This is a genomic window from Paractinoplanes hotanensis, from assembly GCF_023717965.1.
GTDB classification, from domain to species: Bacteria; Actinomycetota; Actinomycetes; order Mycobacteriales; family Micromonosporaceae; genus Actinoplanes; species Actinoplanes polyasparticus.
This window is the reverse complement of record NZ_JAMQOL010000018.1, coordinates 32,949-54,697: the sequence shown is the minus strand read 5'-3', so window position 1 is coordinate 54,697 and position 21,749 is coordinate 32,949. Positions and strand designations below refer to the sequence as shown.

19 protein-coding genes and 1 CRISPR repeat array are annotated in these 21,749 nt (G+C 71.8%); of the genes, 10 read left to right on the top strand and 9 right to left on the bottom strand.

Annotated elements, in window-relative coordinates; translation table 11 throughout:
* Positions 1–178 precede the first annotated feature (178 nt).
* Genes LXN57_RS15380 through LXN57_RS15345 form a run of 8 tightly spaced genes read left to right on the top strand, consistent with a single transcriptional unit; the run spans position 179 to position 7,507 of the window.
* The gene (locus tag LXN57_RS15380) at positions 179–409 is read left to right on the top strand and encodes a cation:proton antiporter regulatory subunit (RefSeq protein WP_221377874.1); all 231 of its coding nucleotides are present in this window, start codon (positions 179–181) and stop codon (positions 407–409) included.
* A gap of 4 nt (positions 410–413) precedes the next feature.
* Entirely contained in the window at positions 414–1,892 is a 1,479-nt protein-coding gene (locus tag LXN57_RS15375) for a cation:proton antiporter domain-containing protein (RefSeq protein WP_251798846.1), read from the top strand.
* A 5-nt stretch (positions 1,893–1,897) separates the two neighbouring features.
* A complete protein-coding gene (locus LXN57_RS15370; protein WP_251798845.1) occupies positions 1,898–2,887 on the top strand; it encodes a 3-oxoacyl-ACP synthase III family protein in 990 nt (329 codons plus the stop codon).
* Complete coding sequence (locus LXN57_RS15365; RefSeq protein ID WP_251798844.1) at positions 2,884–3,618, top strand: glycosyltransferase family 2 protein; 735 nt, start codon at positions 2,884–2,886, stop codon at positions 3,616–3,618. The genes LXN57_RS15370 and LXN57_RS15365 overlap by 4 nt, the downstream gene beginning before the upstream one ends.
* Entirely contained in the window at positions 3,618–5,237 is a 1,620-nt protein-coding gene (locus tag LXN57_RS15360; RefSeq protein ID WP_251798843.1) for an AMP-binding protein, read from the top strand. The genes LXN57_RS15365 and LXN57_RS15360 overlap by 1 nt, the downstream gene beginning before the upstream one ends.
* Positions 5,234–6,469 (top strand): cytochrome P450 family protein, encoded by a 1,236-nt coding sequence (locus tag LXN57_RS15355; protein ID WP_251798842.1) that lies wholly within the window; start codon positions 5,234–5,236, stop codon positions 6,467–6,469. The genes LXN57_RS15360 and LXN57_RS15355 overlap by 4 nt, the downstream gene beginning before the upstream one ends.
* Positions 6,466–6,663, top strand: coding sequence for a hypothetical protein (locus LXN57_RS15350; protein WP_251798841.1), 198 nt, complete (start codon positions 6,466–6,468; stop codon positions 6,661–6,663). Before LXN57_RS15355 ends, LXN57_RS15350 begins: the two co-directional genes overlap by 4 nt.
* Before the next feature lie 10 nt (positions 6,664–6,673).
* Positions 6,674–7,507: an NAD-dependent epimerase/dehydratase family protein gene (locus LXN57_RS15345; RefSeq protein WP_251798840.1), complete on the top strand. Its 834-nt coding sequence runs from the start codon at positions 6,674–6,676 to the stop codon at positions 7,505–7,507.
* A 37-nt stretch (positions 7,508–7,544) separates the two neighbouring features.
* Here LXN57_RS15345 and LXN57_RS15340 read toward each other — a convergent pair whose 3' ends face one another.
* Entirely contained in the window at positions 7,545–8,126 is a 582-nt protein-coding gene (locus tag LXN57_RS15340) for a fibronectin type III domain-containing protein (RefSeq protein ID WP_251798839.1), read from the bottom strand.
* A gap of 116 nt (positions 8,127–8,242) precedes the next feature.
* Positions 8,243–8,998 carry an EcsC family protein gene (locus LXN57_RS15335; RefSeq protein WP_438872875.1) on the bottom strand — a complete coding sequence of 252 codons (756 nt, stop codon included), beginning with the start codon at positions 8,996–8,998 and terminating at the stop codon, positions 8,243–8,245.
* Positions 8,999–9,080: 82 nt separating this feature from the next.
* Here LXN57_RS15335 and LXN57_RS15330 point away from each other — a divergent pair, with 82 nt between their 5' ends.
* Entirely contained in the window at positions 9,081–11,408 is a 2,328-nt protein-coding gene (locus LXN57_RS15330) for a putative bifunctional diguanylate cyclase/phosphodiesterase (protein ID WP_251798837.1), read from the top strand.
* Between the two features lie 54 nt (positions 11,409–11,462).
* Positions 11,463–12,374, top strand: a complete 912-nt coding sequence (locus LXN57_RS15325; RefSeq protein WP_251798836.1) for a proteasome assembly chaperone family protein — start codon at positions 11,463–11,465, stop codon at positions 12,372–12,374.
* Here LXN57_RS15325 and LXN57_RS15320 read toward each other — a convergent pair whose 3' ends face one another.
* The 7 genes from LXN57_RS15320 to LXN57_RS15290 form a co-directional block, all read right to left on the bottom strand.
* The gene (locus LXN57_RS15320; protein WP_251798835.1) at positions 12,375–13,115 is read right to left on the bottom strand and encodes an alpha/beta hydrolase; all 741 of its coding nucleotides are present in this window, start codon (positions 13,113–13,115) and stop codon (positions 12,375–12,377) included. It abuts the gene before it with no gap.
* Between the two features lie 20 nt (positions 13,116–13,135).
* Complete coding sequence (locus LXN57_RS15315; RefSeq protein WP_251798834.1) at positions 13,136–13,774, bottom strand: alpha/beta fold hydrolase; 639 nt, start codon at positions 13,772–13,774, stop codon at positions 13,136–13,138.
* 196 nt (positions 13,775–13,970) lie between these two features.
* Positions 13,971–15,974, bottom strand: coding sequence for a sensor histidine kinase (locus LXN57_RS15310; RefSeq protein WP_251798833.1), 2,004 nt, complete (start codon positions 15,972–15,974; stop codon positions 13,971–13,973).
* A gap of 23 nt (positions 15,975–15,997) precedes the next feature.
* Positions 15,998–16,636: a tRNA (guanosine(46)-N7)-methyltransferase TrmB gene (trmB, locus tag LXN57_RS15305; RefSeq protein WP_251798871.1), complete on the bottom strand. Its 639-nt coding sequence runs from the start codon at positions 16,634–16,636 to the stop codon at positions 15,998–16,000.
* Between the two features lie 55 nt (positions 16,637–16,691).
* Entirely contained in the window at positions 16,692–17,072 is a 381-nt protein-coding gene (locus tag LXN57_RS15300; protein WP_251798832.1) for a hypothetical protein, read from the bottom strand.
* Positions 17,073–17,136: 64 nt separating this feature from the next.
* On the bottom strand, positions 17,137–18,099 hold the full coding sequence (locus LXN57_RS15295) for a TolB family protein (RefSeq protein ID WP_251798831.1): 963 nt from the start codon (positions 18,097–18,099) through the stop codon (positions 17,137–17,139).
* 1,114 nt (positions 18,100–19,213) lie between these two features.
* A CRISPR array of direct repeats spans positions 19,214–20,217; the repeat unit is 28 nt; unit sequence CTGCTCCCCGCGCACGCGGGGATGGTCC.
* 254 nt (positions 20,218–20,471) lie between these two features.
* On the bottom strand, positions 20,472–21,077 hold the full coding sequence (locus LXN57_RS15290) for a hypothetical protein (RefSeq protein ID WP_251798870.1): 606 nt from the start codon (positions 21,075–21,077) through the stop codon (positions 20,472–20,474).
* Between the last annotated feature and the right edge of the window lie 672 nt (positions 21,078–21,749).

Genomic DNA, 21,749 nt, shown 5'->3' with positions numbered 1-21,749 from the left:
GACGGAAGCCCATTTGCCCGGCCGGCCGCCGAAGTAACCGTCGAGGGCCATTCTCGCGGATGGCTCCGACAACCTTCGCGGCGAGGACCGGATACCCCGCGGAAGGGGACCGGCGGCGACGTGACGATGATCCGAGTGCCTGGTCAGTGCCCCGGGGCTGCCCCTAGGATCTGCGGACATGGGCAAAGGCGTGCGCATCCAGGAGCTTCCGGGTCTCGGCACCCGCTACGACGTTGATCTTCACTCCAGCAGCGGCGAGCGCGTGTCGATCGTGGTGTCCCGGGACGGCAAGCGGCACCTCTACGTGTTCACCGCGGTCGGCGACGACCCGGCCGCGGTGCTCGAGCTGACCGAGGAGCAGGCCCGCAAGGTCGGCGCCGTGCTCGCCGGCACGTTCTTCTCGGACTGACCGCGTGCACGCAAATCTCATCGGGCTGGGCGCGCTGATCCTGGTGGCCGGCCTGCTCGCCCGTTTCGGGCGGCGGATGGGCCTGCCCACCGTGCCGTTCTTCATGCTGGCCGGCATCCTGCTCGGGCCCAGCACGGGCGGTCCGGTCGCCTTCGAGCACCCGGAAGACCTCGACATCCTGGCCCTGTTCGGCCTGGTCGTGCTGCTGTTCCACCTCGGCCTGGAGTTCCCGGTCGAACAGGTGCTGGGCAGCGGCAAGCGGCTCTACATCGCGGCCGGCGCCTACATCGGCATCAACATCAGCGCCGGGCTCGGGCTCGGCTTCGCGCTCGGCTGGGGCGCCAAGGAAGCGTTCGTGATCGCGGGCGCGGTCGGCATCTCGTCGTCCGCCATCGCCACCAAACTGCTGATCGAGATGCGCCGGCTGGCCAACGCCGAGACCCCGGTCATCCTCGGCATCATCGTCATCGAAGACCTGTTTCTGGCCCTCTACCTGGCCCTGCTGAGCCCGATCCTGTCCGGCGCGAGCTCGGCCGGCGAGCTGCTGCTGCGCATCGGCATCAGCTTCGGCTACCTGGCCGTGCTGTTCGGCGTGGCCCGCTGGGGCGCCAAGTGGATCGGCAAGGTGCTCGACAGCCGCGAGGACGAGCTGGTCGCGATCATCATGATCGGCCTCGTCGTGCTGGTGGCCGGCATCTCGGCCGAGATCGGCGTCTCGGACGCGATCGGCGCGCTGATGATCGGTCTGGTGGTGGCCCGCACGTCGATCCGCGAACGGGCGGAACGCATCGCCGTGCCGCTGCGCGACGTGTTCGCCGCGATCTTCTTCATCGCGTTCGGCACCAGCATCGACGTCGGCGAGATCGGCTCGGTCGCCGTGCCGGTGCTCATCGCCGTCGGCATGACGGTCGTCACCAACGTCACCGCTGGTCTGATCACGGCCCGGCTGTTCGGGCTCAACCAGCGCGGCGCGGCCAACGTGGGCCTGACCGTGCTCGGCCGCGGCGAGTTCTCGCTGATCCTGGCCACCCTGGCCATCGGGGCCGGGCTCGACGAACGGATCGGCCCGTTCATCGCGCTCTACGTGCTGATCCTGGCCGTGCTGGCGCCGATCCTGGCCGCCAACTCGAAATACCTGGCCCGGATCATCCCCGACCGGCTGCTGCATGACCGCTGGCGGTATGTGCGGGAAGAGACGATCAGCACCGCCTGCACCCACCTCGACCGGATCAACATCACCGAGACCGACGAGGACGAATGCCAGGAATGCGTCGAGATCGGCGACACCTGGGTGCAGCTGCGCATGTGCCTGACGTGCGGCCAGGTCGCCTGCTGCGACGACTCGAAGAACAAGCACGCCACGGCCCACTACGAGGACAGCCGGCACCCGCTGATCCGCTCGCTCCAGGAGGGTGACGGCTGGCAGTACTGCTACGAAGACCAGACCCTCGTGCGCGAGCCCGCGGGATCGAGCCGTTCCTGAGCAGCGTGAACGCGGGCATAACCGGGGTCGCGTACGCCCTGCCGGCCCGGACCGAGCTGACCGACGACCTGCAGCAGCGGGTGGCGGGTGGCCTGCCGGTGCCGGCCGGGCTGTTCCGGCGTACGACGGGCATCCGGCAGCGGCAGGTCGCGGCCGACGACGAGTACGCCTCTGATCTGGCCATCGACGCCGCGACCAAGGTGCTGGCCGACACCGGCACCGACCCCCTCGACGTCGACCTGCTGCTGTTCGCCAGCGCGACGCGGGACATGACCGAGCCGGCCACCGCGCACGTCGTACAGGCCGCGCTGGGCAGCCGGGGGCACGCGCTGGACGTGACGAACGCCTGCAACAGCTTCCTCAACGGCATCGACCTGGCCCGCTCGATGATCCTGGCCGGGCGGGCCGGCAAGGCGCTGGTGGTGACCGGCGAGACGCCGACGCGGGCCATGCGGCCGCGACTGCGCGGGCTGGCCGAGGCCCGGACGGCGTTCGCGGGCTACACGTTCGGCGACGCGGGCGCGGCCGTGCTGGTCGAACCGGTCACCGGCGGCGGCATCCTCGACGTGGACACCGAGACGCATTCCGAGCACTGGGCGGTGGGCGGCATCTTCGGCGGCGGCTCACGGCACCCGCGCAGCGAGGAGCACACCTATTTCAGCGGGGACGGCCGCCGGCTGCGCGACGTCTTCGAACGGATCGGCGCCGGCCTCATCGAGCGGGTCTCGGTTCGTACCGGCCTCGGGTGGGACGACTATGCCAAGGTGCTCGTGCATCAGGTGACGCTCCCCTACCTGGAAAGGTTCGTCGCGGTCACCGGGGTGCCGCGCGACAAGCTCGAGGTGACGGTGGACGAGCTCGGCAACATGGCGTCGGCCTCGATCGGGGTGCAGCTGGGCCGCGTACGCCCGGGACTCAACGCCGGCGACCGGGTGCTGATGGTCGGGCTCGGCGGTGGCGTCAGCCTCATGACGATGGTGTGGCAGGTCTCGTGACCGCCCCGCTCTGGGTGATCGTGCCCGCCTACAACGAGGCCGCCCGCCTCGGCGCCACCCTCGAGGCGCTGGCCGCGCAGACCGACACCGACTTCACGCTGCTGGTGGTCGACAACAACTCGACCGACGCCACCGGCGAAGTGGCCCGGCGATTCCGCGCCCCCTTCCCGGTCCACGTGATCGTCGAGCCCGAGAAGGGTGTGGGCTGCGCGGTCGACACGGGTTTCCGGCACGCGATCGCGGCCGGGGCCGAACACCTCGCCCGCACGGACGCCGACTGCCTGCCCGCCCCCGGCTGGGTCGCGGCGGCCCGCGTCGCTCTCGTGCGGAGCGGGGGCCTGGCGTGCGGGCGCATCACCGCCCGCAGCGACGAGCACGGGCCCCTCGGGCGGGCGTTCTTCAGCCTGCTGGTGACGCTGGCCGCGACCTTCGGGCGGGTGCGCCCGGCCCACCGCGGCGCCGAGTTCAAGGCGCCGTACCGCATGCACGCCGGCAACAACATGGCGATCACCGCGGCGCTGTACGAGGCGTGCGGCGGCATGCCGCGGCGGCCCTCCCCCACCGACCGCGCCTTTCTCAACCGGGTACGCCGCACCACTGCGGCGATCGTGCACAGCCGGCACATGGTGGTGGCCAACTCCACCCGGCGGATCCGGGCGTACGGCGTGGTCGGCACCGCGAAGTGGTACCTCGACAAGGGCAGCGGCGCGCGCACGGCGGATCCTCGCTGATGCTCGCCGAACTGATCGCGAGCCTGCACGAGGACGACAACCGCCCGGCCCTGCCCGGCACCAGCCGCGGCGACCTGGCCCGACTGGTCCGCGGCTACGCGGTGGCGCTCGCGGCCGAGGGACTGGTCGCCGGCGAGACGGTCGCTCTGGCCGTACGCCCGGGGGCGCGCTCGCTGGCGACGCTGCTCGCGGCGTACCACCTGGGTTTGCGCATCGCCGTGGTCGACCCGACGGCCGGGCCCGAGGTGGTGCTGGCCCGGCTGGCGCTGGCGTCGCCCCGCCTGGTGCTGGCCGACGCGGCGGCGCAGGCGGTGGCCGGGTGGGCGGCGCCGCTGGCCCGGCGCGCGCACCTCGCCCTGCCCGACCTGAGCGCTATCGCGCCGGTCCGCACCATCGGGCGCCGGCTCCCCGGTGCACACCCGGCCCTGCCGCCCCGCCGAGGTCGGCTTCCTTCCGCGTACGCCGGGGACGGCGACGCCGTGGTCGTGTTCACCTCGGGCACGACCAGCCGGCCGCGCGCCGTCGTGCACACCCGGGCCTCGATCTCGGCCGGGATGACCGCGGTGCGTGACCTGGTGCGTCCCCAGCCCGGCTCGCCGGTGCTGGGCGGAACGTTCTTCGTGCTGCTGCCGTCGCTGGCCAGTGGGGCGCCGGTGGCCCTGCCGGCCCGCCGCGGGCTGCGACGGCAACTGCGCTCCCTGCAGCCGCAGGCCGTCTATCTGACCCCGCCGCAGTTGCGCGCGGCGCTGGCCGACGGATGCCGGTTCAGCGGTCGCGTCTACAGCGGGTCGGCCCCGGTCAGCGCCTCGCTGCTGGCCGCGGTGCGCCGGGCCGGGGCGCAAGAGGCGTGGGGGGTCTACGCGCTGACCGAGGTCTTCCCCGCCGCGGCCGTGGAGTCGGCCGCCAAGAGCGCCTACGACGGCGACGGCGATCTGGTCGGCTCGTTGCTACCCGGCGTCGAGGCCCGGGTGTCCCCCTCGGGTGAAGTGCTGCTGGCCGGGCCGACCGCCGCCGACCGCTACCTGGGCGAGGAGCCGTTCTCGTGGGTGGCCACCGGCGACATCGGCCGGGTCGAGGGCCGCACGGTGACACTGGCCGGCCGCGCGAAGGACATGATTCTGCGCGGCGCCGAAAACATCTATCCCGGCCTGTACGAGCCGGCGCTGCACGTGCCCGGGGTCGAGCTCGCCCTGCTGGTCGGCGTGCCCGCCGAGGACGGCGACGAGCGCGTGGTGGCGGTCGTGCAGGCCGCCGCCGGCGCGGCCGAGCGCGACGTGCGCGAGGCCCTGCGCGAGCCGCTGGCCCGGATGGGCTCGGCCCGGCCCGATGCGGTGGTCTTCGGGCCGATCCCGTTGGCCGGCCGGTCCCGCAAGCCCGACCGGGCCGCCACGGTCGCCGCTCTGGCCGTTCTCTCTCGCGGGGCCATTGTGCCCGGGCGGCATCCCGGCGGCGGGAAGTTATCCACAGGTGACGTTCCGGGGGTGCCGCGGCAACGACGCTCATCCACAGGCAAGCCCGCGTCCGAGGAGAAATCGCGTACTGTCCGCTACCCAGGGTGGGCGGGGGAGGCGGCGGCTGCTTCCGAGGAACTGCAAGATCGTCGTGAGGCGGGCGAGTGAGCGGCGGCTCGGCCCGGGGGCGTGATCGGCGGGTCTATCTGCGGAGCCATCCGGTGTTGTTCGCGCTGCTGGAGGCCACTCGGCGGTGGCCGGCACTGCGGCTGGGCGGCACGGTGCTGGTGCACGAGCGTGAGGCGTTCCGGGCGGCTTTGACCCGGGTGCCCCTCGACCGAACGGCGGCGGGCACGACCGGGGGCGCGGCGGGGGAACTCGGTGGTGCCGGGGCACTGTTCGACCAGCAGGGGGACGAGCATCGCGATGCCCGGCGGGAGACTGCGGCGCTGCTGGGGGCCGCGGGTATAGCGAGGCTGCGGCCGGTCTGGGCGAAGCTGCTCGACGACCGGCTTCCGGTGCTCGGGGCCGGGGGCACTGTCGACCTCGTGCCGCTGACAGCCGAGATCGCGGGGGCGACGGCGGCGGCGCTGCTCGAGCTCGACGTCGATCCGGTGCGGCTCGCGGACGTGGCCCGGTCTTCGGCGGCCGCGGCTGCCCGAGCGCATCTGTCGGGGCTGGGTGGGCGGCGGGCCCAGAGCTCGGCGTCCCGCACGGCCGACCAGCTGCTCGACCTCGTCGCCCCGCACGGCTCGGGCGCCGACTCAGAGTCGGGCGCGGCCCTGAACTCGGACGCGGCCACGAACTCGGACGCGGGCTCGGGCTCGGGCTCGGACGCGGGCTCGGACGCGGGCTCGAACGCGGGCTCGGTGGAGGCTGCTGTCGGTTGCGCGCGGGATTCGGCCGGGCGGCCCGCTGACGCGGGGTTGAACGCGATGCTCGCGGTGGCGGCGATCAACACCACGGTGGCGGCGCTGCCCCGGGCGGCGGCCTGGGTCTGCGACGACCGGCTGTGGGAGCACGCGGAGAGCCCTGTGCTCGTGGACGAACTGTTCCGGGTCGTTGCGCCGACTCCCCTGCTGCCGCGGGTGGTGGCGGCGGACGCGGAGGTGGGCGGGTGTCCGGTGAAGCCGGGCGATCGGCTGCTGCTGATCGCGCGGCACGCGGCCGACGCCCACCGGCGGGATCCCAGCGTGGACGATCCGGCGCCGGCCCGTACGGCTCAGCTGGTCTTCGGCGTCGGGCCGCACGCCTGCCCGGGAGCCGGACTGGCCCGCGCCCAACTTGCCGACCTGCTGGCCGCGCTGGCGCCCTACCGGCCGGTGGTCGTTCGGGCGCGCGCCGACCGCCGGGCCGCGCTGCCGGGCTGGCGCTCGCTGATCGTCCGGGGCACAACGTGAGCAGCACCGCGAACAACAACGACCACAACGTGAGCAGCACCCCGAACAACAACGACCACAACGTGTGCAGCACCCCGAACAACAACGACCACAACGTGTGCAGCACCCCGAACAACAACGACCACAACGTGAGCAGCACCCCGAACAACAACGCGGCACAGGTGAACGCCCCGACGTCGGCGCCGGCGCGATGAAAGGCACAGCGTGAGAGTCGCGGTTACCGGAGCCAGCGGCTTCTGCGGTGGAGTGGTGGCGCGGCTCGCGGCCGGGGCCGGCGCTGACGTGGTCTGCCTGGGGCGGAAGCCGGGGCCGGTCGGCAAGCACGTCTACTGGGACGCCACGGCTACGACGCCCGATCTGGCCGGGGCCGACGCCGTTCTCCACTTGGCGGCCGCGGTCGGTGACTCCGGGGCCGAGCGGGAGTTCGCTGCCGTCAACGTCGACGGGACGCGACGGCTTCTCGAGGCGGCCGGCACCACCCCGGTGGTCTGGGTGAGCAGCGCCAGCATCTATCGCCCGGGCCCCTATCCGGCGCCGGTGCGGGAGGACCACCCGGCCGACCGGCAGCGGACGGCGTACGGGCGGACAAAGGCCGCAGGCGAGCGGCTGGCCCTGGCCGCGGGAGCGGTTGTGCTGCGGCCGCGCGCGGTCTACGGGGACGGCGACCCGCACCTGCTCCCCCGGCTGAGGCGGGTCGTGCGCGGGGGCCGGGCCTGGTTGCCGGGGCCGGATGTGCCGTTGAGCCTGACGTCCGTCGACAACCTCGCGTCGGCTTGCCTGGCCGCGTGGCGGTGGCCGACCGGCGCATACAACATCGCTGACGCGGCGGCCTACTCTCGGGACGCGGCGGTGGCGGCTGTGCTGGGGGTGCCGGTGCGGCACGTGCCCGTGCGGCTCGCGCGGGCGGTCGCCTCGGCCGGGCTGGTGCGGGCCCTCACGCCGTACGCCGTCGACCAGGTGACCGACGGCCTGGTGCTGGACATCGGGCGCGCCCGCGTTCAGGGCTGGACGCCACGGGCCGGTCTCACGACGACCTGACGATCCGACGGCCGGTCAGGCGCTCAGAATGGAACGCTCACGACGTCTTGACGACCCGGGAACGGGCGACCGTCGCCGCGACCGTGCCGTCGTTGCCCTGGGCTCTGCGGCTGGTGACCATGTCGACCGAGAAGACGTAGCGGGTGTCGCGGTCGAGGCCGGTCACCGTGGCTGTCCTGTAGCCACAGGTCGCCCCGGGCGTGACGACCGTCCAGCCGACGTCGCGCTGGGGCCCGAGCATGGCGTCCTGGCTGATGGCGGTGATCCGGTATTCGACGATGTCCGACGTGGCCGGGTCGTACCAGGTCACGGTGCCGCTGGTGGCTCCCGCGGTGGCGTCGGCGCCGTTGATCACGTTGCCCTTGACCGGCGGGCAGGTGGAGGTGCCGGTGGCCTTGGGCTTGGCGGTGGTGGTGGGCAGGGGCAGGAAGCCGCTGGGGAACGGGCTGCGGGTGCCGGTGGCCCGGCTCGGCACGGGCGACGGGGTGGCACTGCCGGTGGTCACCACGACCCACGACTTGCCGCCGCCCTCGCCCTCGGCCGTGCTCGCCTCGTCGCCGCTGCCACAACCGGCCAGCACGAGCGGTGCGAAGACGAGAACTCCCAGCCAACGACGCACGCAGCCCCCTTGAGGATCGGATCCGTTCGAGGAAACCGATCGTCCGGAGCGGCGATTCGCTTAGCCGTAGACGCGTGCGGGGGTGATCAGGACCGCGGTGCGGCGCTGCTCCCGCATCACGCGGTCGTATTCGTCCCAGTTGTCGTGGCGGGCTGGCGGGCGTGGCGGTAGACGTCGCGGGCGCGGTTGGCGAGATCCTTGGTGGCGGCCGAGTTGACCCAGGTGCCCAGGACGATCGACGCGCCCGGGATCATCTTGGCGAACATGCGCCGGGCCGCGCGGACGCCCGCCATCTGGGCCAGCTTCATGCCGAGCCGCAGCATCACGCCGGACAACGGGCGCGAGGCCGCCCCGGCGAACAGCTTGACGGCACGCTCGCGACCGGCGGCGACGCCCAGCGCCAGGCGGGCCGACTGGGCCACCTTGTGCACGCGCTGGAGCACCAGCAGGTCGGTGGCCCGCTCGGGCGCGGTCGGGTCGTGGCCGTAGGCGGCGGCGACGTGCAGCACCATGCGCGCCTGATTCCAGGCCAGGACGCCGACATCGAGAACCGCGCCGGGCAGGCCGGTGACCCCGGAGACGGCGCCCGAGATGCGGGCGAGCGTGGTGAACCGCTTGACGGCCAGGTCGGCCAGTTGGTCGGGGGTGCGTTCCGGATTTTCGGCCCGCATGTGCTCGGCCCAGGCGGCTGCCTCGGGGCCCAGGCGGCGGACCGCTTCGAGGGCGAGGTGTTCCGGCGCGTACTGCGGGTCGGCCTTCATCCGCGACCACAGATTGCCGGGAGGCGCGTCGGTTTCGGTGAGCTCAGTGGGCAGATTCGAGGCTTCGGTCACCAGATCGCTCCGAGGGGGTAGGGAACGTTCCTTTGCCATTGTGCCGTGCACATGCACGTGCACGCGAGCCTTCGTGATCGTTGTGTTCAACCAGAGACCTGTCCGGCCGATATTCCGGAGCGTGACGAACGACCGCCCTGTGGCCCGCCTACGCCTTACCCCGCTCTTGGCCACCGCAGCGCTCATGCAGGTCACAGCCATAGTGCTCTACGCGGTCAACGCCACGCATCCCCGGTTCAACCCGGCCTGGGGCTGGCTGCCGGGCATCGTTCTGATGGGTGTGACGACCGTCGCATGCTGGCAGACCGCCGGGACGCCGGGGCTCGACCGGGTCGCCGTACGGCTATGGCGGTCGATCTCTATGTGCGCGGCGCTGATCGCCCTGGGCACGATCGGCGACGCCCGGCAGTCCATGGTTCACCCGGAACGGGTCAGCCAGCAGCAGCACGATCTGCCCACGTCGATCTGCTATACGGCCGGCGTCGTGCTCGTCATCTGGGCCCTGCTGCGCCTGCCCCTGGGCGGCAACCGCAGCACCACCACCCGCTTCGTGCTCGACGCGCTCACCATCGGCGTCACCGTGACCGTCTTCGCGTGGTACTTCACGGTACAAGCCATCGGCAGCGGCGACGGCCGGCGCACCACGGTGCCGATGCTGATGCTCGCCGTCCTGGGCCTGATCGTGGCCCTGGCCCTGGTCAAGGTCGCGATGACCGGCATGGGCGGCCTCGAGCACGGCACGCTGCGCTGGTTCGCCGCGGCCGCCATCCTCGGCACCGTCGGTGGTGGCCTGCTTCCGCTGGTCGTGCACATGCCGCCCGGCCTCAGCGTCTCGCAGATCTTCAGCCCGGCCACGATGCTGTGCGTCGCGCTCGCCGCCGACCGGCAGCGCCGGGCCGCCGGCCAGCCGCCCCGGCCGGTCGGGCGCCGGCTGTTCAGCGTGGTGCCGTACGCAGCGGTGGCCGCCACCGACGCCCTGCTGCTGTGGGTCAGCGGCGACTCCGGCGGGATCGTGCTCGTCGTGGCGGCGGCCGCCACCGTGCTGACCACGCTGGTCGCCGTGCGTCAGATCGGCGCGCTGCGCGAGAACGGACGGCTGCTGCACCGCGTCGACCAGCAGCTCGCCCAGCTCAACCAGTACCAGGAGGAGCTCACCCACCGGGCCACCCACGACGGCCTGACCGGACTGGCCAACCGCGCCCTGTTCGAGCAGTCGGCGCAGGCTCTGCTGGCCCGGGGCGAGCCGCTCTGCCTGGCCCTGGTCGACCTGGACGACTTCAAGACCATCAACGACCGGCTGGGGCACGCGGTCGGCGACGCCTTCCTGGCCGCCATCGCCGAGCGCTTCCGCACCCAGCTGCGCCACGGCGACCTGGCCGCCCGGCTCGGCGGCGACGAGTTCGGGCTGCTGCTGCCCGGCCTGACCGGGGCCGAGGCGGCCGCCGTGCTGGGCCGCCTGAACGAGGCGATGGGCCGGCCGCTGCGGGCCGGCGGTCACGAGCTGCTGGCGCGCGGCAGCATCGGGGTCGCGGAGGCGTGGCCCGGCGCCACCGCAGCCGAGCTGTTGCGGCGGGCCGACGTCGCGATGTACGCGGCCAAGGACCGCGGCAAGGGCCGGTTCGCCATCTACGACGACGCCCTGGAACGCACCCACGAGGCCGACCAGCAGCTCGGCGCCGACCTGCGCCGGGCACTCGACGCCGGCGAGTTCACCCTCGTCTACCAGCCGATCGTGTCGCTGCCGGACGGCGCCTGGTCCGGGCTGGAGACGCTGGTGCGCTGGCCGGCGGGGAAGATCGGCCCGGACACGTTCATCCCGATCGCCGAGCGCACCGGCCTCATCGTGCCGCTCGGCAGCTGGATCCTGCGGACGGCGCTGGCTCAGCTGGCGGCCTGGGACGCCGAGTTCGGTGCGGCCGGTCCCCGCCGCCTGGGGGTCAACGTCTCGGCCCGGCAGCTGCGCGAGCCGGGCTTTGCCCAGGAGGTCCGGGACGCGCTGGAGGAGTTCGGCGTACGCCCGGAGCAGTTCGTCGTCGAGGTCACCGAGACCGCGGTCTTCGACGGCGGTGTCGCGCTGGACACGCTGGTCGCCCTCAAGCAGCTCGGGGTGCGGGTGGCGCTGGACGACTTCGGCACCGGCCACTCGTCGCTCGGCCTGCTGCGGACCGTTCCGGCCGACTCGCTCAAGGTCGACAAGTCGTTCGTGGCCGGCATCGACGGCGCCTCGGAGGAGGCCGTGATCGCCGCCGCCATGATTCAGATCACCCGGGGCCTGCACCTGCAGGCGGTCGCCGAGGGGGTGGAGACAGCCGCCCAGGCCGAAACACTTTGCGACCTGGGCTACCGTTTTGCTCAGGGGTACCACTTCTCCCGCCCGCTGCCGCCCGCCGAGGTGCGCTCGCGCCTCGCCGAGAGCCAGTTGGCAAGATCGTCCATGGCCCGGAATTAATCACCGGGTCCGGTTGTTCGCAGGGTCACCCCCGAAAACACAGGAGGCCTCGACGTGCTCGATCCGAACGAGCTCTACGAGCTGGCCGACGAGCTGCCCGAGCTCTCCGAGCCGGTGCTGGTCCAGGCCCTCACCGGTTTCGTCGACGCCGGCAGCGCCATCCAGCTCGCGCGCGAAAACCTGCTCGAGCGCCTCGACAGTGAGGTCGTCGCGACCTTCGACCTCGACCAGCTGCTCGACTACCGCTCCCGCCGCCCTCCGATGATCTTCGACGAGGACCACTGGGTCAGCTACGAGGAGCCCAGCCTCGCCCTGCACCTCGTGCGCGACCAGCTCGGCACCGAGTTCCTGCTGCTCGCCGGCCCCGAGCCCGACCTGCAGTGGGAGCGTTTCATCGCGGCCGTCACGGGCCTGGTCAAGCGGTTCGGGGTCCGCCTGACGGTGGGCCTCAACGCCATTCCGATGGCTGTGCCGCACACCCGCCCGGTCAGCGTCACCGCCCACGCCACCGACAAGTCGCTGCTCGGCGACCGCGAGCCCTGGCTGCAGAAGGTGCAGGTGCCCGCCAGCGTCGGCAACCTGCTCGAGTTCCGGCTGGGCGAGAGCGGCCACGACGCCATGGGCTTCGCCGCGCACGTGCCGCACTACCTGGCCCAGACGACCTATCCGGCGGCCAGCGAACTGCTGCTCGACTCGGTCTCGTCGACCACCGGCCTGGCCCTGCCGACCGGTGAGCTGCGCGAGGCGGCCAAGGTCGTCCGGGAGGACGTGGACAAGCAGGTCGCCGACGACGAGCAGGCCGGCCGCCTGGTCACCTCGCTCGAGGCCCAATACGACGCTTTCCTGCGCGGCCGCGAGGGCAACCTGCTGGCCGACAGCGACCGCCCGCTGCCCACCGCGGAAGAGCTCGGGGCCGAGCTCGAGCGCTTCCTGGCCGAGCAGCAGGGACGCGAGAACGACAGCTGATCAGCCCTTGGCGATGAAGTCGAGGGCGCGCGGGATGTGCCTGTCCCAGTACGACCACTCGTGCCCGCCCGGCTCGAACTCGCTGTCCAGCGGGATGCCGGCGCGGGCACACGCGTGCACGAACCGCTCGTTCTGCTCGAACAGGTGGTCCCCGGTGCCGCAGCGCAGCATCAGGCGCGGCAGGGCAGACCGGTCGGCCCGTTCGAGCAGCTGGAACAGGTCGTCGTCGGTGCCCGCGGCGTCGCGGCCGGCGAAGACGCGATCCATCACCTCGCGGATGTGCGGGCGGTCGTCGTTCTTCTGCAGCCAGGCCACGTCGAGCGCGCCCGAGAGGCTGACCGCGGCGGCGAAGCGCTCGGGCTGACGCAGCGCCCACTTGAAGGCGCCGTAGCCGCCCATCGACAGGCCCGCGACGAACGTCTCCTCGCGCTTCTGCGAGACGTTGAAGAACCGGCCGACCACGCGCGGCAGCTCGTCCGAGAGAAACGTCCAGAACTTCATCCCGTACGCCTCGTCGGCGTAGAAGCTGCGGTGCACCTGCGGCATCACGACGGCGATCCGGTGGTCGTAGGCGTACCGCTCGATCGAGGTGTACCTGGTCCAGGCGGTGTGGTCGTCGGTGAGGCCGTGCAGCAGGTAGAGCACGGGCGGCGGCGCCGGCCCCTCCTGCGGCAGCACGACGGTCATGGACGTGGCTAGGTCGAGCGACTCGGCGTAGAAGTCAACGGTGATCAGGGCCATCGGCCCAGTGTGCCCGACCCTCAGAGCAGGGCGCGCAGCCGGGCGGCGAAGCCTTCCGGATCGGTCAGGTGGCCGAAAGCGCGTTCCGCCGCCGGGTCCGAGGGGCCGGCTCCGGCGACGGCGAGGCGGCGGGTGGGCGGTTGCGCTTTCCAGCCCGCGTACGCCTTCAGCAGCGCCGGATCCCGCCGGGGCTCAGCGAACTGACGGTACGCCTCGGGCACCGCCGCCAGCCCGGCCGCCGCCACGACGTCGTCGACCGTGTCCGGCAGCTCGCCGGCCGGCTCGTCCAGGGTGAGCAGGCAGTGCGTGGCGTACCCGTCGGCGAACGCCACCGCCAGCCAGGCCGCGGTGCCGTGGCCGACGACGATCGGCGCCCGGTGCAACTGCAGGTCCTGCACGAGACGGGCCAGGTCGGCGGCCACCTGCTCCAGGCTGTAGTCCGTGCGCGGCGGGCACTGACCGTGGCCGGGCAGGTCGGGCGCGATCACCGTGCAGTCGCCGGCCAGCTCGGCCGCGACCGGCCACCACATCGTCCGATCGAAGAGCAGCCCGTGCAGCAGCAGGACCGGCCGCCCGAACTCGCCCCAGCGGTCGTAGACGAGCCGGTTCAGCGGGCTGTTGGTCGCGTGCGTGGAACGGCGTGGAGGCTGCGGCTGCATCAGCGTCGGTCCTTCATCGGCCGGGAGTACGCAGTGTCGCCATACCCCAGGAACGGATTTCGAAGCGTCGCAGCCGCCCCCGTTACGAGACGTTTATCGAAGCAACAGTCAATTCGCAGTGAGCGGCGGCGCCCCGGGCGACCCACGAGCTGCCGGCCCGTAAAAGGCGCCGAGACCGGCCAGGCCGGGAAGGTTGTCAAGGGGCGTCGAGGGGCAGCCGCACCAGCACCGTCGTGCCGTTCCCCTCGTGGTCGACCAGCTCGATGCTGCCGTGGTGCCGGGTGACCACCGCCCGGCTCAGCGTCATGCCCAGCCCGGTGCCGGGGATCGCCGAGTCGCGGGCCCGGCTGGTGCGGTAGAACCCGGTGAACAGCTTCTCCCGCTCGTCGACCGAGACGCCCAGCCCGGTGTCCGACACGGCCAGCTCGGCGGCCCGGCCCGAGGCCTTGAGCGTGATCCCGATGTGCCCACCGTCCGGGCTGTACTTGACCGCGTTGCCCAGCAAGTTGTCGATCACCTGGCGCAGCCGCTTGCGGTCCCCCGGCAGCACCAGTTGCTCGGGCAGGTCGTCCTCGATGACCAGGGGCGCGCCGGCGACCGCCGTCCGGGCCTCGGCCACCGAGTCGCGCACCACCTCGGCCAGGTCCATCGGCGTGAGCTGGACGTCGGCGTGACCGGTGTCGAGCGCGGACAGCTCCATGAGCTCGTTGATGATGTCGCGCAGCTGGTGCGCGTTGCGCTCGATCACCTCGATCAGCCGCGGGCCGTCCTTGATCAGGCTCACCTCGTCGGCCTCGCGCAGCAGCTCGGTGTAGGCGCTGATCGACGTCAGCGGCGTCCGTAGCTCGTGCCCGACGAGGGCCAGGTACTCGTTCTTGCTCCGGATCAGTTGCCGTTGCAGGTCGTCCACCAGGTGTTTCTCGACGAACTGGCCGATGTGCGCGGCGATCCCGGACATCAGGGCCAGCAGTTCGTCCTCCGGGTCCTCGACCGTGTCGGCGAACACGGTGAGCACGCCCAGGGTCTCGAAGCCTTCCCGTACGGGCACCGCCAGCGCCGAGTGCAGAGCCCCCGACGCGGCGGTCTCGGGCGAGATCAGGCTCTGCGGCCGGCCCACGTCGCGGATCCACAGCGGCTTGCCCACCTGCCACGCCCGCCCGGCCAGCCCCACCCCGAACGCCAGGTCGACCGGCACCTCGATGTCGGACTGCCAGCCCGGCGCGCTCCACCGCGCGACCGAGCGCACGACCCCGGCCGCCTTGTCGACCAGCCACAACTCGGCGTGCACCCATTCCAGCGTGCCGACTACGGCCTCGAGCACGCGCGGGCCGGCCGCCTCGATGCTCGGCGAGTCGGCCAGGGCCGTGGTCACCGCCAGCTCGCAGGTGCGGAACCGCTCGACCCGCTTGCGGCGGGTGACGTCCTGCACGGCCTGCACGGCCCCCACGGTCTGCCCGCCCGGCCCGATGATCGGGTGCGCGTCGACCAGGTAGTGCCGGACCCGGCGGTTGTGGCCCGGGAGCACGACGTCGCTGTCGCGCAGGTGCTCGCCGCGCAGCGCGCTGTGCAGGCCCAGATCCTCACCGGCGGCCCCGATATCGGCCCAGATGCGGCGCATCCGCTCGTTGACGAAGACGATCCGGCCCTGCTCGTCGCAGGCGGTCACGCCGTCGTGCAGGCTCTCGAGCACCGCGTCGAGGAAGCGGCGCTGGCGGTCGATCTCGTACCGGGAGAGCTGCTCCGTGATCAGCAGCGCGCCGACCAGGGCCGCCGCGGCCACCGACGACTGTTCCTGGGCCGACCACTGCCGTGGCTCGTGGTCGGCGGCGCAGCAGACGGCCAGCACGTTCCCGTTGCCGTCGCGCATGGGGTGGCCGAGGTAGGCGCCGGTACGTCCGGGCGGCACGCGCTCGTCGGCCGAGAGGTCGTCGATGACCAGCGGGACGCCGGACTCAGCCACGATGGCGGCCAGGTTGCCCTTGAGCGGGGCCTCGGCCAGGCCCCAGTCGTCGGCCAGCCCGTGACCGCCGTACAGCCGCAGGGTGTCCTCGCGCACGAGATAGATCACGCCGACCGGAGCGTGCGCGGCCCCGGCGAGCAGGCCGGCCAGCTCGTCGGCGCCGCCGCTCTCCAACGAGGCGGGGTGCAGCGCGGCGACCTCATGCAGCAGATCCTCGTCGAGACGCCCGGCCTCTTTCACCCCACCAGCCTATAAGGCGCTATTTACGCAGAAGACCTATTTCCGGTACGACGCCGGTAGCGCAGGTCGGTGATGGGCCGGCCCGCTCCCGCGCCGCGTCGCTCGAACTTCGTCTCGGGGCGTCCCGCCCGGTCGTGGTCGAGCAGTTCGAGCCCCGGATCGGCGTCGAGCGTGGCCGCCATCGCCTCGGCGTAGTCGGGCCAGTCGGTGGCACAGTGCAACACCCCGCCCGGGCGCAGCCGGTCGCGCAGCAGGGCCACGTTCGCCGGCTGCACGAGGCGGCGCTTGTGGTGGCGGGCCTTGGGCCACGGGTCGGGGAAGAAGATGTGCACGGCGTCGAGGCTGCCGGGCGCGAGGCGGTGCACCAACTGCATCGCGTCGCCCCGGGCCACCCGTACGTTGGACAGCTTTTGATCTTGAACCTCGGCCAGCAGATTCCCGATGCCGGGCGTGTGCACCTCGATGCCGAGAAAGTCGCGGCCCGGCTCGGCGGCAGCCGTCGCAGCCAGGGTGTCGCCCATGCCGAAGCCGATCTCGAGCACCTTGGGCGCCCGATCGCCGAACAGCTCGTCCAGGTCGAGCGGGGTGCGGTCGCCGTCCAGGACGGTCAGACCGAGACTCGGCCAGAGCGCGGCGTGCGCGTCGGAGTGGCGGGCGCTCATGCGGCCCCGGCGCGGATGGAAGGTGCGGATCGGCGGGTGGGTCACGCCTGTCTTTCTACGCCGAGACGTCGATCCGGCTCACGGCGCCCTGGCTCTGCGCGAGGTAGGTCAGGGCCTTGGGCAGGAGCCCGGCCACCGGGTTGGGGCCGCCGGTCCGCTCGTACCGCCGGTTGAGGTCCTTGAGATAGAGGCCCGTGACCTCCTGGCCGGGCGCGAGCCGGCCCGCGGCACGCTCGGCGGCGAGAATCGCGGCGAAGGCGGTGGCGCTCTGCTGGACCGGGTCACGCAGACCGGTGACCTGGAAGATCAGCTCACGGTCGCGGCCGGTCAGGTTCTCGTCCGAACGGTCGGCCGGCTTCTCGGTACGCGGCGCCCGGTGCAGCGGCGTGAGCGGCGAGTGGGGGGCACGAGCTGTGCCCAGCCCGGAGACGGTCATGCATGCTCCTCAGCAACGTTCCTGCTCCCGATCACCTACCCCATCGGCAACCTCGCGGGCCGGCTTAGCGCACCGGCTGCACGCTGGGCTGCGAACCCTCGCGGAAGGGGATGCGGACGCCGGTGGCCAGACCGACGATCATCACCCAGGAGCCCTTGCCGTACTGACCGGTGGCCACCGCCCGCTTCGCGTCGATGTAGGCCAGCTCGCGGTCGAGCGCTCCCCCGACGGTCCGCTTGGCGCGGGTCTTCGTGTCGTACTCGACCAGGTGCACGGGCCGGTCGGCCGCCTTGGTCTCACCCTTCTCGTACGCGGTCCAGGCAAGCTTCGCGCCGTCCGCCCGCCAGCTCGGCACCACGGCGAAACCCTTGTTCTGCAGGCTGCCGCCGCCGTACGCCGTGATCGTCTGCTCGCCGCCGGTGGCCACCGTCCCCACGCTGAGGCAGGCGTCGTAGACCGACTCGCAGTCACCGCCCCGGAACGCCACCTTGGCCCCGTCGGGCGACCAGGCGACCGCGTCGTCCGTGCTCAGGCGCTCGCTCAGCGATCCCGTACGCGCGGTTACCGGCAACGGCTCGGGCGGCAGATCCTCGCCGCGGCAGTCCCGCGGGAACAACACCTCGGCCTTCCCACCGGTGGCGGCGATCCGATAGACCCCGGGCCCACCCGAACACGACAGCGACGCGAAGGCGATCGACCGGCCGTCCGGCGACCACGACGGCCCAGCCGCGGCGCGGGTCGAGAGCTTGCGCCCACCGCCGCCGTCGGCCCGCATCACCCAGAGCAGCCCGCCCTTCAGGTACGCGATCGACTTGCCATCGGGCGACCAGCGCGGCCGGGCATGAGCGCCGCCGGTCGTGAGGCGCTTCTCCGTACTGCCCTTGCTGACATAGATGTCACCGTTACGGACATAAGCCACCAGACTCGACAGGCTCACGGGCGTCGCCGCAGCCCGCGCCGCCGCCGGGTGCAGCATCGCGCCCGCCGCTACCCCGGCCAACGCCAAATTCCTGACCAGCACCTTCATGACGAACGCCCCCCGACGCGTCGGACCTGCCTCGTACACCGAGAGGATCGTCGCAACCGTTCTGCTCCTAAGTGATTCCCGGCGGGAAACCCCGGAATTTCACTCCGCCGGGCCGGATTCGGCCAGCTGCCTAGCCAGGCGGTCGTCCCAGCGGCGGGCGGGTGCCGTCGGCCTCGGGCTCCAGGAAGAACTCGACCAGGGTGGCGTTGCCCTCGGTGGCCACCTCGCCCGGGAAGCCGCTGGCCTACCAGTACGCGAAGTAGCGCGGCGGCTCGACCGCGACGATCAACGTTGGGAAGAAGCCGTACTGCCCGTGGTCGAGTCGCATGATGCCGCCGGCCGCAGGTGGATCTCGGCCGACCCGGGCGGCCCGTTCCCCACACGCGGGGGTGTTTCCTACGCCACACACCGGGCAGGCGCGACGATCACCCTGTGCCCCGGTGTTCCCAGGAAGCGCTGGGCGTTGTGGCTGATCGGACGAGGGTGACATTCCACGGGATACGCGGAGACCAGGCCTGAACGTGCGGACGTGCGGCGACTGCAGACTGACCTTTCACAGCGGGCGCAAGCTCATCGCGCCAGCCAACGGCTCAGCAGTCGTCCAGCCGCCCGCGCGGGACGGGACGGGATATGGCCTGCATCGGTGATGCAGGCCCACACGCCGCGTTCTCGACCAAGTCGACCGACTGGTCAGCACCCGGCGCCAGCCCGACCACCCCGAGTACTACGAAAGATAAGACCCGGCAAACACCTGCCCAGGCAGCCACAACCCTGACCCTGGCCGGCGATCCAACCGCAAAGAGCGTAGCCCGAGATGTAGTCGTCAAGCTGCTCGAAAGCGGCACCGGCGGTAGCGCGTGGCGTAACAGTCGATGGCTGTCACAGCCATCAATTTCTGATGTTGCCACGCCCTGCGTTCCGCGGCATCTCAGGACATCCAGCCGACAACGACGGCGCTAAACTGAGCCATGTCGCCGAAACCGGCCAATCGGCCGCGGGCAACCCGCCAAGCGTTTCGGCTTCGCCCTTGAGATCCACGATCCATACAGACTCCGTTGCCACCAAAGTGAACAAAGTCCGGGAAGTTGATCGACAAACCTGCAGGTCAATTAGCCTGCTCCCCGCGCACGCGGGGATGGTCCTCGACGGTCGGGCAGGCGTCGTTAAAGGCGTGGCTGCTCCCCGCGCACGCGGGGATGGTCCCGAAAGCCGCGCTGGCGGCCGCGGTGACGACGGCTGCTCCCCGCGCACGCGGGGATGGTCCGGCGTTCGCCGCGGCCCGCACGGACGACGGCGCCTGCTCCCCGCGCACGCGGGGATGGTCCCCGGGTCGACCCGCACCCGGCCGTCGTCCAGTTCTGCTCCCCGCGCACGCGGGGATGGTCCGGCATCCCGGTCGCACTGAACCCGGCCGAGATCCTGCTCCCCGCGCACGCGGGGATGGTCCCGCGCCGCCGCCGGACTGCAACACGTACCAGACCTGCTCCCCGCGCACGCGGGGATGGTCCGTGGTGCACGAACTTCGCGCGTTTCTCGTCGTCCTGCTCCCCGCGCACGCGGGGATGGTCCCCTCGTACGGATCGGCTGGTTTCTCGGCGGCGCCTGCTCCCCGCGCACGCGGGGATGGTCCGACCCGGGCCGAAGTCCAGCAGATCTACCACACCTGCTCCCCGCGCACGCGGGGATGGTCCCACGACCAGTGGCGGGGTGTCGTCGACGGCGTTCTGCTCCCCGCGCACGCGGGGATGGTCCTCCGGTGACGGCTGGCGACACCTTCACGATCGCCTGCTCCCCGCGCACGCGGGGATGGTCCACGGCTGCACGCCAGCCTCCACGTGCTGTCGATCTGCTCCCCGCGCACGCGGGGATGGCCCCGGGCCACAGACGATCCCCACGCCGTTGTCCACCGGCTCCCCGCGCATGCGGGGATGGTCCGGCGTCGGCGACGCTGAGGCCGACATGGGCGCACCGCTCCCCGCGCACGCGGGGATGGTCCCGGCAACCCCGAGCAGGCGATGCTGGAGCTGGTCTGCTCCCCACGAACGCGGGGATGGTCCGAGCATCACCAACCGGGCGCTGTTATGTGCCGCCTGCTGCCCGCGCACGCGGGATTGATCTATGGGCTATTTCAGTATTTTGTTACTGCTGAGGTGCTGCACGCGCATGCGTAGGCGCGAGCGATGCCTGGCGCCTTGCCGACTTGCTGACTACTCGCAGCGTGGACAGGCTGATCCACAAGAGCCGAACCGCTTGCATCGCGGACACAGGTCGATCTCACTCACGGACTCGGATTCTTGAGGACTGACCTTGTTGATGTAAGGGCGACCGCCCCGGGGCAATTCGGGGAGTCGGGGCGGTCGCGCGGCAACACTTTAGGCGGCTGCGGTGCTCCACATGGCGGTGAAGGCGGCGGCCTCGCCGGCCAGCCAGGTTTCGATGTCGGTGGGCTTGGCGGACGGGTCGAGGCGGTGGACCTCGCCACGGCGAAGGTCGACCAGGACGGGCTCGGCGTTGGGCAGGATCTGGTCCATGTGGCGGGCCATCAGGTGCAGCATCGCGGTGGTGGCCTCGGGGGTGGGCGGCAGCTCGTCGAAGTGCAGGCGTACGGCCTCGCGGCGGCCGTCCTCGTAGCGGAGCCCGAAGTGGGGGTTGATCTTGACCACCAGCGGGCCGACCGAGGCGAGGGCGTCGCGGGTCTGAGCCAGGCCGACCCGCTCGGGGTCGCCGAGGGAATCGAGGTAGGTCTTGGCGCCGGCGCTGACCGACTCGTAGAGCGGCTTCCACCGTTCCTTGACGAGGTCGACCACGCCGGACAGATAGCTGCCGCCGGTGCGGAAGGCGATGTCGGCCTTGAGCGCCTTGACGAGCTGGCCGTGCGGGTTGAAACCGGACCGGCGCTCGCGGGCCTTGCGCAACCCGCCGACGAACGTGGCCTTCGCCGGGCCGGTGCGGGTCACGTACCGGGTGAAGCCGAGCATGGTCGCGTAGGGCGGGATGACGGGCACGGGGTTGGTCGAGGGGACAGTCCGAACGGGCGCGGTCACGTCGATCTCCTAACTGGCCCAAACCTGACATTCGGCGTTCAGGACACGCCGAAGATCAGCAGCTCACAGGCCCTTTTCGTACATACATTCTAATCGACGGGTACGACATTCCCAAGCCGCCGGAGGCCCGCGGCTGCGATCCGTTCCACGGGAACCTTGCGAGTGTCCGAGCTGCCATGCAGGTGATCTTGAAAGATGTCCGGAAGAGGTTGCGAGTCACCCGTACGCGCTCGGTCGGTCGCCGCGGAACGGCATCGGCGAGGAGCGGGATTCCACGTCTTGAAGGTCGACGCTGCCCCCGCCGACACGATCACGTAACCCTCGCAAGGGCGGCCGCGGAACACGTCCGGCAGCGCTGTTCCCAGCCCCGGTCGTTGTCGGTGCTGACGATCATGCCTTCGAACGCGGCTCTCGCGCAGCACGTTCTGCACACCGTGCAGCGTCAGAGGATAGAAGGGGTTCAGCAGGTCGGGGCACTGGCATACCGACCGTGTCGGAGCGCTGCGTGGCCAGGTCGGCCACTTGTCCCCCGTTCGGTCGCAGCACGCATGACCCGCTCCGTAGTGGCCGGGCTGATCTGACCGGGCGGCTGCGGGTTGAGGGCGC